Raw genomic sequence first — 11,451 nt, 5'->3', positions numbered from 1 at the left:
CTCATCGTGTCGGCGGACCCTTGTCGTTCACGGTGCCGATAACGACGCCTTCGTGAGGCGCCAGCACCAGGGGACCCTCGATGAACTCGGCGCGAGCAGGATCGGTCGATGCCAGCACGATCGGCTGGCGCGGCATCAACGCCGGCGAAATCGGCGCCGGGGTAGCGCCGAAGTTGAGGAGCACCACCAGCCGCTGTCCTTCGCCGTTGCGCGCATAGGCGAGCACCTCGCCCTCGGTTTCAAGCGCTTCATAGTTGCCTCGGTTCAGCGCAGGCTGCGCGCGGCGCAACGCGATGAGGCGCCGGTAGAGCGCCAGCATCGACCCCGCGTCGCGTGATTGCGCTTCCACGTTGTTCATGGGCCAGTCGGCTGCCAGGCGCAGCCACGGCGTACCGGTCGTGAAGCCCGCGTGCTCTCCGGCACTCCACTGCATGGGTGTTCGCTCCGGGTCGCGACCCAGGCCCATGCCAGGCTTGTTCTTTTCGAACGGGTCCTGCACTTCATCGGCGGGAATGGGGACGTCCGTCATACCGATCTCGTCGCCGTAGTAGAGCGTCGGCGTGCCGCGCAGTGTGAGCAGCAGCATGGCCGCGAGCCGCGCCATCTGTGGCCCGACGCGGCTCGCAATGCGGGATCTGTCGTGGTTGCCCAGCACCCAATTCGGCTGGGCGCCGGCGGGCAAGGCGGCTTCGTAGTCGCGCACAAAGCGGTCGATGCGCGCCGCCTGCCACTCGGTCGCAATCAGCTGAAAGTTGAACGGCAGTTGCACGCCTTCGAGCACACCTTCGGCGTTGAGTCCGTAGTAGGCGACCAGGCGCGGGAGCGGCAGGTAGAGCTCGCCGATCAGCACGCGCGATGAGCGTGTGTCGCTGAACGCGTCGACCACGCGGCGCATCTCGGCCACGATCGGCTGCACCTCCGGCAGGTCCGTGTTGTAGAGCATCAACCAGCGAAAAAATGGGTCCTGGCCCGGGGCGAAGTACGGATTCGGCGGGTTGTCGCGGAACTGCGCGTCCTTGATGATTTGAGAGAGCACGTCGACGCGGAATCCGTCGACGCCGCGCCGAAGCCAGAAGCGCAGCACCTCGTACATCGCGGCTCGCACTTCGGGGTTGCGCCAGTTGAGGTCGGGCTGCTCCTTCAGGAACGAATGGCCGTAGTACTGGCCCGTGGCCGGATCGAAGGACCAGGCCGGGCCGCCGAAATTGCTGAGCCAGTTGTTGGGCGGCCCGCCGTCCGGCGCCGGGTCGCGCCAGATGTACCAGTCGCGTCGCGGATCGCTGCGTGCGCTGCGGCTCTGCACGAACCACGGATGACGGTCCGACGTGTGGTTGGGCACGAAGTCCAGGATGAGCTTGAGCCCTCTCGCATGGGCCTCCTGCACCAGCGCATCGAAGCCGTCCAGCGTGCCGAAGCGCGGATCGATGTCGCAAAAATCGGAAATGTCGTACCCGAAGTCGGCCATCGGCGAGGGATAGATCGGCGAGATCCAGACGGCATCGACGCCGAGCGAGACCAGATGATCCAGCCGGGCGCGGATTCCGCCCAGATCTCCGATGCCATCGCCGTTGCTGTCCTGGAACGAACGCGGGTAGACCTGATAGACGATTCCGCACTTCCACCAGTCGTCGGCTGACATCTTGATCCCCTCATGCTCGGTTTCGACCGGGTCCATTGTCTCCAGAAAGTATGCAGGGCAGCACCACGCTGCGGCCAATACCTTTGCAGACGGTCGTGTAGCACCGGCCAGAACCGGCCTGTAATGAAGTGAAATGGACTGGCGCATGAAGAGGCGCCACAGTGCTCAGGTTCGGTTTCCGGCGTGGGCGGCGATGGGCATCCCCGTCACGTCGGGGACGAGCGCGCATTTCTCATCTATCCACTCAAGCAAGGAGCACAGCCATGTCTTTCAAGATTCTCTGCTGCGACGGCGGCGGCATTCGCGGCGTCATCACGGCGCTGCTGATCCAGGACCTGGACCGAAGCTTCGGCATCGTCCAAAACGCAGACGGTTTCGCCGGCACTTCCACTGGTGGCCTGATCTCGCTGGGCCTGGTGAGCAATGTGGGCATCGACGCCATCGTCAATCTCTACCAGAACGAAGGAGCCACGATCTTCGAGCCCAACGGCTGGTTGCTGGGCGCAGAGGCCAAGCAACAGGACCGTGCGCCGGCGCAGTCGACGGAAGAACTGCTGGGCAGCGGCCCGGGCATCTTCAGATGCCAGTACGTCAACACCGGCTTGCAGGCGGTCGCCCAGAAGCTGGTGGGTACCGGCGCGTTGTCGTCGGCGAGCCGCTTCGTGGCCGTCAACTCCGCGCGGCTATGGGATGCGAGCGACAACAGTTGGGCGCCGTGCACCATCTCCAACGGCCAGAGCAACACCTACCGTGACATCAGCATGGTGGACGCCGCGCTGGCCACCTCGGCCGCGCCGACGTACTTCCCGCCGTACCAGGTGGGTGACTTCGGCTACTTTGCCGACGGCGGCACTTTCGCCAACAACCCCTCGATGACGGCGATCGTGGAAGCGATCTACCAGGGCTACGCCACCGCCACGTCGGACATCGTGATGCTGTCGCTGGGCACCGGCGCCAATCCGGTGGGCGTGCCGCCCAGCTCCGTGTCCAATCCGCTGGACTGGGGCGTCACGCATTGGCTGTGGCCGTTCAGCGATGGCACGGTGCCGGCCACGGCGCTGCTCAACCTCACCATGGACGCCACCGCGGAGTTGGCGGCGATCCAGGCCCAGCAACTGCTCGGCAGCAACTACATGCGCGGCAACGTGCCGCTGAGCCAGCCGTTCGGTCTGGACGACTACAAGAACGTAGGCGAATTGGTGAGCGCGACGCTGAACTACATAGAGACCTCGTCCGAGTGGGCGGCGGTGCGCAGCTGGGTGCAGCAGAACTGGACGTGAGCGAGCACATCCTGACCCGCTGACGTGCAGCCAGGTTGCGCTACGCCAAAACCCGTACGGTCGAATTCGGCGGCAGTGAGTGCCAATCAACCCATTCACCCGCCACCAGGTGATGCGTGGGCGTGGCGGCGCCTTCCATGTGGCCCCATTGCAGAGTGAACTCGCGCGTCCCGAGCCGTAGCGCGATCTCGAAGCCCGGCCAGTGCGCCGGCACGCGCGGTTTCAACGAGAGCTGCTTGCCCTTCACGTTCAGGCCCAGCAAGGTCTCGACGGCGGCGCGGTGCAGCCACGCGGCCGAGCCGGTGTACCAGCTCCAGCCCCCTCGGCCCACATACGGCGCGGCGCCGTAGACGTCGCCCGCCATCACGAAGGGCTCCAGCTCGTAGACCGGGCCGCGCTCGGGGTGCCGTGCGCGGTGGGCCGGGCTCAGGCCCTCGAAGCTTTGCCAAGCTGCTTCATGGTCTCCCTGCAGCGCCTGCGCCATCAGCGCCCACACGGCACCGTGCGAGTACTGGCCGCCGTTCTCGCGCACGCCCGGCGGGTAGGCCTGGATGTAGCCTGGGTCGTTGATCGAGTGGGAAAAAGGCGGCACCAGCAGCCGCAGCAGGCCGGCCGGCTCGTCGTGCAGGTGCTTCTGGATGGCGGCCATGGCCGGGCCGGTGTGGGCCGCGTCCGAGGCGCCCGAGAGCACCGACCAGGCCTGCGCGATCAGGTCGATGCGGCACTCGCCGTTGACCGACGAGCCCAGCGGCGCGCCGTTGTCGAAGAAGGCGCGGCGGAACCAGGCGCCGTCCCAACCCGCGTCGTGCAGTGCGGCGATCCAGCCGGTGCGTGCCTCGGTCCAGCGCGCGGCGCGTTCGTGCTCGCCACGCGCTTGCGCGATGGGTGCGAAGCGCTCGACCACGCTGCACAGGAACCACGCCAGCCACACCGATTCGCCGCGGCCTTCGTGGCCGACGCGGTTCATGCCGTCGTTCCAGTCGCCGGTGCCCATCAGCGGCAGGCCGTGCACGCCGGTCTTCAGGCTGCGATCGATGGCGCGCGCGCCGTGGTCGAACACGGTGGCCATGCGGCCGCTGTTGTGCGGCGCGTAGTAGGCGTCTTCGGCGCCTTCGGGGATGCCGGGGCCTTCGATGAAGCCGACCATCTCGTCGAGCAGCGAGGCATCGCCCGTCACCTCGACGTAGTGCGCCGACGCGTACGGCAGCCACAGCAGGTCGTCGGAGAAATGCGTGCGCACGCCGGCACCACCGGGCATGTGCCACCAGTGCTGCACGTCGCCTTCGGGGAACTGGCGCGCCGCGTTCACCAAGATCTGGGCGCGAAGGCGCGCCGGGTCGGTGAGCGCGAAGGCCATCGCGTCCTGCAACTGGTCGCGAAAGCCGAAGGCGCCGCCGGCCTGGTAGAAGCCGGCCTTCGACCAGAGCCGGCACGCCAGCGTCTGGTACACGAGCCAGCGATTGACCAGCGCATCGAACAGCGGGTCGGGCGTGCGCACCTGCAGGCGGCCCAGCAGGTCGTTCCAGAAGCCGCGCACCTGCGCCAGCGCTTCGGGCACGTCGCGCCGCCGCCAGCGGCGCGCAAGGTCGAGCGCCGCGTCGGCCGTGCCGGCGTGGCCCAGCACGAAGCTGAAGCTCGAGGTCTCGCCGGCGCCCACGACGAATTCGCCACCGAGGGCCGCGCAGGCATCGAGCCCGCTGCCGGCGCGCCGCGCCAGCGTGTCCGGCACTTCGACGATGCCGCGGCCGGCGAAGAACTCGCTGCGGTCGCAGGTCCATTGCGTGGCCCCGGTCGTTACGCCCTGCAGGCCAGCGAGCAGCAGGAAGGCCGCGCTGCCGCCGAAGCCCGCGCTCGATTCGCGCTGCTGGCCGAACACGGCCGGCTGGTCTTCGGGCTTCCAGCAATGCACGGTGCGCCGTTCGCCGCGTGCGGCGCCCAGTTGCCACTCGACCATCGCGAGCGCGCGCAGGCGGCGCTGGCTGGCGCCTTCGTTGCGCACGCGCACGTGCACCAGTTTGACGGCTTCGTCGCGGTCCGCGAAGAAGGTGGTTTCGAGCGCGAGGTCGCCCTGGCGGCACTCGAAGACGGTGTAGCCTTGTCCGTGCCGCACACGGTGGCGGGTGAGGCCGTCGCCACCGCCGGCCGGCGTCAGCGGCAGCATCTCGCGCGAGGCCACGTCCTGCAGCAGGTAGTGCTCGAAGGCCGGGTCTTGCACCGGGTCGTTCGACCACGGCGTGACCTGGTGCATGCGGCTGTTGCCGGCCCAGGTGTAGCCGGCGCCCCATTCGGACACCTGGAAGCCGAAGGCCGCGTTGGCGATCACGTTGATCCACGGGCGCGGCGTGCGGCGGTCGGGGCCGACCTCGAAGCGGAACTCGCCGCTCTCGGCGTCGAAGTCACCGGTGGGCGCTATGGCGGTCAACTGCGGCGCCCGTCTCGTCAACAGCGGCGTGCGGTGCTGCACCGGTGCGCTGCTGTCGTCGGCGATCGTCGGGCTGCGTGCCTCATGCAACGCCGCCACCTGCACTTCGAGCGCTCGGCCATCGGCCGTGAACACCACGCGCGCCAGGCTGGACAGCACGGCCTTTTCCGAAGGCACCACGTCCTGGTCGCGCAAGAGGTAGAAGCCGGCCGTGTCGTTGCGCGGAAAGCTGTTCTGCGTCTGCTGCGCGACGCGCGAGCGCAGCGCCTCGATCTCGCGCTGCAGCGGCATCAGGTACGAATTCGGTTCGCCGTTGAGCACCACCAGGTCGCAGGCCACGCCACCGAAGCCCCACCACGGCTGCGCGCGCAGCAGCGTGTTGATGAGACCCATGCCGTCCATCGAGTGGATGTACACCAGCACGATGGGCTTGTCGCCCGAGATGCCGAAGCGCCAGATCTGGCGCAGGTCGATCAGCCCGCGGTCGCGCATCACGCGCGGCGTGGTGTAGGTGAGGATGGTCGTCAGGTCCTGCAGCGCCAGGTTCTGTGCGGGCGCGATGCTCAGGTCGCGCAGCCGCACCTGCGCCAGCGTGGCGGCCATGCGGGTGGCGCGCTCCACGTGCATGGGCTGCAGGTAGCGGTCGATGCTGGGCATCAGCGCCTCGATGCTCTCGTCGGCGGCGGTGGCGAAGCTCAGGCGCGCGGTGGTGCCCGGCGCAATCGACAGGCGCACGCGCAGGCAGGCGATGGGGTCCAGGCCGTTCACCGGCGTGCCGTTGATGGCCTTCGGCTGCGCATCGAGCGCGGGCGTGGCCAGCGTGCGGTTGCGGCCGATGAAGGCGCGCCGGTCGGTCATGCAGTCGATCGACAGCACGTTGGCATCGACCGAGGCCACGAAGTGCACGGCGGCCACCACCGCATCGCCATGCAGGCGCGGCTTGCGTGCCAGCAGCAGCGCGCGCCACGCGGGCTCCCAGCGCGACTCGACGAACAGGTTGGCGAAGGCCGGGTGGGCCTCGTCGGCCTTCGGGTTCGACAGCACCGGCTCGAAGTACGAGATGAGTTCGAGCGTGCGCGTTTCATCGCCCGAATTGTGCAGCGTGATGTTGCGCAGCTCGGTGTCGTTCTCGGGGCTGATCAGCACCGTGGTGCGCACCTGCAGGCCGGGGCCGGCCGCATCGAACTGCACCTGGTCGGCCAGGAAGCGGGTGCGGTAGTGCCAGTCGGCGCCGGGCGCGGGCAGGGCGGTGAGCGAGGTGAGCTCGGCCTGGCCTTCGTCTCGCACGTAGAAGAAGGTGCCGTAGCTGTCGCGCAGCGGATCGTCGCGCCAGCGGGTCACGTTGAACGAGCGCCAGCGGCTCACACCCGCGCCGTTGGCCCGCAGTGCCACCGTGTAGCGGCCGTTCGACAGCAGGTGCGTGGGCTGGAAGCCCGGCCCCATCGGATCGACCACGCGCGGCTGGAACAGCGGCGCCAGCTCGGCCTGGCTGGGCTCGGGCGGCGTGCGCGGGTCGGCGCTGCCGATGATCTGGCGCGGCGTGCGTTCGTGCAGCAGCGACTCGTGCGCCTGCACCAGCGCGGCACTGCCGAACCAGCGGCGCGGTGCTTCGTCGCGCAGCACGTTGCACAGCGCCACCAGCGACATGCCCTGGTGGTGCGCCATGAAGTTGCGCACCACGGTGAAGTCCTGGCCCTCGGTCTGGCGTGAGGCGGTGAAGTCGATTGCGTCGTGAAAACCGAACTCGCCGCGCGCGCCGAGCGATTCGAGCAACTCGAGATTGATGACGGCCGCTTCGGGCGCGAACGGCGCGGCCATCAGGCTGGCGTAAGGCGCCACCACGCGGTCGGTCGGCGGCGTGCGCCGCAGTGCCAGGCGCGGCACGCCGAAGGGCGAGTATTGATACGCCAGCGAATGGTCTTGCGCGAAGTAGGCCGACTCGGACACGCCCCACGGCATGTTCTGCGCACGGCCGAAAGCCTGCTGCTCGGCGATGGCCGCGGCGTTGGCCACCTGCAGCAGGCCGTCGGTGGGCTCGGTCATCACCAGCGCCGGCATCAGGTACTCGAACATCGAGCCCGACCAAGACTTGAGGCTGGGCTGGGAGCTCACCAGCAGGAACGGCCGGCCCAGCGCCATCCAGTGGCGGCGCGGCACGTCGCCCTTCGCAATCGCCAGGAAGCTCAAGAGGCGCGACTCGGAAGCCAGCAGGTCGTAGTAGCTCGCGTCGAGTACGTTCTCTTCGACGCGCAGGCCGATGTGGAACAGGTGGCGCTTGGCGTCGTAGAGGCCGCTGAAATCCATGCCGTCGTGCAGTGCGTCGCAATGTTGCGCCAATGCTTCCAGTGCGGGTGCTTCGTGGTACTGGCAATTTTCTTCCGCTGCGAAGGCGCGGCAGGCCTGCGCCACGGCCACGAGGTGGCCTGCGAAATTGCCGCTGTCCACGCTCGACACATAGTCGGGCGGCAGCGGCTTCAGCGTTTGAGTGTCATACCAGTTGAACAGGTGGCCGTGGTGCTTCTGCATGCGGTCGACGGTGTCGAGCGTGGCGGTGAGGCGCGCCAGCAAGGCGGAGGTGTCGATCCAGCCGAACTCGCGCGCGCAGCAGGTGGCCAGCAGGTACATGCCGATGTTGGTCGGCGAGGTGCGGTGCGCGATGGTCGGTTGCGGTTCGAGCTGCAGGTTGTCGGGCGGCAGGTGGTTGTCGTCCGGGCCCACCACGTGCTCGAAGAAGCGCCAGGTGTCCTGCGCCAGCTTGTCGAGGTAGCTGCGCTGCGCGGGCAGGAGCGGGTCTTCCGCGTGCGCGTCGACGCGGCTGCCCCACCAGGCCGCGAGGGGCGCCAGGGACCAGAGCACGAAGAGCAGGGGGCCAAGCACCGGGTAGGCACTCCAGTTTGCGAGCACGGCAAGCACCAGGCACACCGCGCTGCTGAGGGCCGCGCTGCGCACGAAGGGCTTCAGTCGTTGGCTGGATTGCGCCTGCGCCTGGTCTGCTGTCGTCCATTGCAACAGGTGCCTGCGGCTGACGACCAGCCGCCAGGTGGCGAGGAAGGCCGCGTCGAGCAGCAACCGCGTCTGCGCGGCCAGCTGCACGAACTGCCAGGCCGCGCTGGCCATGGCGCGCAGCAGGTCGACCGCGCCCACGTCGAAGAAGTGGCGCAGCTCGATGGCGCGCCGCGTCGGCACCAAGCCGGCCAGCGCACCCAGCAACGGGCCGAGCGTGAGCGCCGCGCCGACGGCAGCCAGTGCCCAGCCGAGCGGCATGGCCTGCGTGAAGATCACCAACACCAGCAGCGCGAAAGACGCCGGCACCACCAGCGAGCGACGCAGGTTGTCGCTCATCTTCCACAGGCCCAGCGCGTCGATGCCGAAGCGGCGCGCGCGCCACATCAGCGGCAGCAGCTGCCAGTCGCCGCGCACCCAACGGTGCACGCGCGAGGCGGCCACGCCGGCATGGTGCGGATGGTCTTCCACCAGCACGACGTCGCTGACCATCGCACAGCGCGCGACGCTGCCTTCGAGCAGGTCGTGGCTCAGCACGGCGCTGTCGGGCAGGCGGTCGTTCAGCGTGGCATGCACCGCGCGCACGTTCAGCAAACCCTTGCCGGTGAAGGAGCCGCTGCCGAACACGTCTTGGTAGATGTCGGAGGCGCCGCTGCCGTACGGGTCGAGCCCGCACTGCCCGGCGAACACCCAGTGGAAGAAGGAGCGCTCGCTGCGCATCGGGAACGGCGTGACGATACGCGGCTGCAGGATGCCGAAGCCCGCGACCACGCGTCGGCTTGGCATGTCGATCTCGGGCGCATTCAGCGGATGCGCGGCAATGGACACGAGGTCGCGCAGCGCGCCGGGCGGCAGGCCCGTGTCGCTGTCGAGCGTCAGCACATAGGGCGTGCGGCCGGGCGTGAGCTGCTGGCCCGGTGCGAGCGGAAGAAAGCCGCTGGCGTCGCCGCTGGCCAGCAGGCGCATCAGCATTTCGAGCTTGCCGCGCTTGCGCTCCCAGCCCATCCAGCGCTGCTCGGTCTCGCTCCAGCTGCGCGGACGATGCAGCAGCAGGAAGCGCGGCGCGGCGCCTTCCGCCGGCGGGTACTTGGCGTTGAGCGCGACGATCCGTTGCTGGGCGTCGTCCAGCAAGGGCGCGTCGTCGGGCATCGATGCTTGCGAGGCGTCGGCCCAGTCGGTCAGCAGCGCGAACTGCGCGTGCGCCTCGCGGTTGGCCAGCCAGTGAAGTTCGAGCCGGTGCGCGAGCTTTGAGTTGTTCGCGGTCGAACCCAGCATCGTGGGCATGACGACGAGCGCGCGGTGCCGCTCGGGAATGCCGTTTGCAAAGTCGAGGCGTGGCAGGGCCTGCACGCGCACCGATTCCGCCATGATGCGCTGCGCCAGCGCAATCAACGCTTCGGACAGCGGCCATGCAAGAAGCAGCAACGCCGCGACGGTGGTCCAGTCGCCGCGATGCGGCAGACCGTGCACCACGGCCGCCAGCAGCAGCGCGGTGCCGATGGTGACGGCGCTCACGTAGACGGGCAGGCGCCAGCCGCGATGGCTGCGCGCGGGCCGCGTGTTTGCTGCGTGGGCGGAACGGCCCGGCGGGCTGTCGGCCTGCAGTGACGCGATCAGCGCGGGCCGGCCCTGGCCGAAGAGGTAGTAGCCCGCGGTGCCGTCGGCGCGGTCGGTTTCCGCGCCGGCTTCGTCGGCCGGCGCGCTGGATGCCAGCGTGACCACGGCCTGCGCCACGTCGCGCTCGGGCCGTTCGGTGCTGCGCGCCACCTGCTCCATCGCATGCGTGATCTGCTGGCGCGTGAGTTCGCTCTCGTTCGCAAAGCTCGGCAGTGCGCGCAGCACGCGCAGCGAGCGGCTCACCGGCTCGATCAGGTCGCTCCACTCGACCTGGCCGATCATGCGCAGGGTCGTGATGATGTTGCCGACCGTGAGGTTGGCCGCGGCCTGCGCGTTCTGCGCGTCGCCGATCAGCGCCGGGCCGTTGGGGCAGTGCTGCTCGGTCCAGCGCACCAGCGCGGGCATGTCGTCGCCGTGCTCGACGGGCAGGCGCTGCCACAGCTGGGTGAGGTAGCTGTCCTGCAGGCCGTGGCTTTGCAGTGCGCGGTACAGCACGTCGAGGTCTTGCACCGAGAGATGCGGCGCCGCGTCCCATGCAGCGTGCGCGATCTCGCATGCGACCTTGTTCTCGGCAATGCGCTCGGCCACGAGGCGCAGGTTTTCGAGCAGCACCACGCGCAAGGTGGTGGGCAGCGCCCACAGTTCGCCGAGCATGAGCTCGTCGATGTCCTGGTACGCGTTGAGGAAGGCGGTGAACAGCGTCTTGTTGAGCACGCTGTCGGTGTGCGCCACATAGGCCCACGCAATGCCGTACACGCGCGGCAGCCCCGCCAGCGGCGGCGTGATGAGCTTGGGCAGGCGCGCGTAGTAGCTGCGCGGCACGCCGTCATGGATCTGCTGGAGCTGCGCCTCGACGAGGTGGAAGTTGTCGAGCAGCCATTCCGCCGCCGGCGACACATAGCGCCCGCTCAGCGAGATCAGCGCGATGTAGTCGAAGGCGGCGCGTAGCGACTCGAGGTTTTCGTCGACCCGCGGAAAGAAGGGCGCGCCTTCGCGTGCGCGGTGGTGCTCGTCTTCCACCACCTGGGCACGGGCCAGGCTGTGGCCGTGCTGTTCGAAACGTTGGGCGCCGAAGAGTTCGGCGCGGATCGGGAGTGCTATCGGGGCGTGCGGACCGAGCAGAAGGGTCCGGGCGTAGTGACTGAGCCCTTGGAGGCGGTCGACGACGGCAGCGACGCTCAAGTGACAGCGAACAAGCCGATGCCCAACACCGCGGCCACGCAGGCCATCGTGACGATGCGACCCGCAGCGAGCGCGCGCACACGTTGCATGTGGCTTCGCAGCGAGAACCATCGCCCGTGGGCACGTGCACAGTGGTGCATGTGGGAGGCCAGCGCTTCGAAATCGTTGCCGACGAAATCGATGTGCGAATGGGAAAGGGACTGCGGGACGGACATTGCAACGGGCTCCTGTGAAACGACTTCGAGCTGCCGCGCGATTGCGAGAACTGTGAACGTATCCCGACCGTACGCTTTTAAATGACCTTACGG

4 protein-coding genes are annotated in these 11,451 nt (G+C 68.5%); 1 reads left to right on the top strand and 3 read right to left on the bottom strand.

The window, feature by feature from the left end; translation table 11 throughout:
• Position 1 precedes the first annotated feature (1 nt).
• A complete protein-coding gene (locus ACJ7Z0_RS10605) occupies positions 2–1,639 on the bottom strand; it encodes an alpha-amylase family glycosyl hydrolase (protein ID WP_434789832.1) in 1,638 nt (545 codons plus the stop codon).
• A 263-nt stretch (positions 1,640–1,902) separates the two neighbouring features.
• On the opposite strand from ACJ7Z0_RS10605, the gene ACJ7Z0_RS10600 reads away from it, so the two are divergent.
• A complete protein-coding gene (locus ACJ7Z0_RS10600; RefSeq protein ID WP_431128557.1) occupies positions 1,903–2,919 on the top strand; it encodes a patatin-like phospholipase family protein in 1,017 nt (338 codons plus the stop codon).
• A gap of 40 nt (positions 2,920–2,959) precedes the next feature.
• On the opposite strand, the gene ACJ7Z0_RS10595 is transcribed toward ACJ7Z0_RS10600, so the two are convergent.
• A complete protein-coding gene (locus tag ACJ7Z0_RS10595; protein ID WP_434789831.1) occupies positions 2,960–11,143 on the bottom strand; it encodes a glycoside hydrolase family 94 protein in 8,184 nt (2,727 codons plus the stop codon).
• Entirely contained in the window at positions 11,140–11,358 is a 219-nt protein-coding gene (locus tag ACJ7Z0_RS10590; RefSeq protein ID WP_434789830.1) for a hypothetical protein, read from the bottom strand. Before ACJ7Z0_RS10590 ends, ACJ7Z0_RS10595 begins: the two co-directional genes overlap by 4 nt.
• Positions 11,359–11,451: the final 93 nt, after the last annotated feature.

This window comes from Variovorax palleresanus, from assembly GCF_051144945.1.
In the GTDB taxonomy this organism is placed as follows: Bacteria; Pseudomonadota; Gammaproteobacteria; order Burkholderiales; family Burkholderiaceae_C; genus Variovorax; species Variovorax paradoxus_S.
The sequence above is the reverse complement of the archived record's forward strand: the minus strand, read 5'-3'. Positions and strand labels throughout refer to the sequence as shown.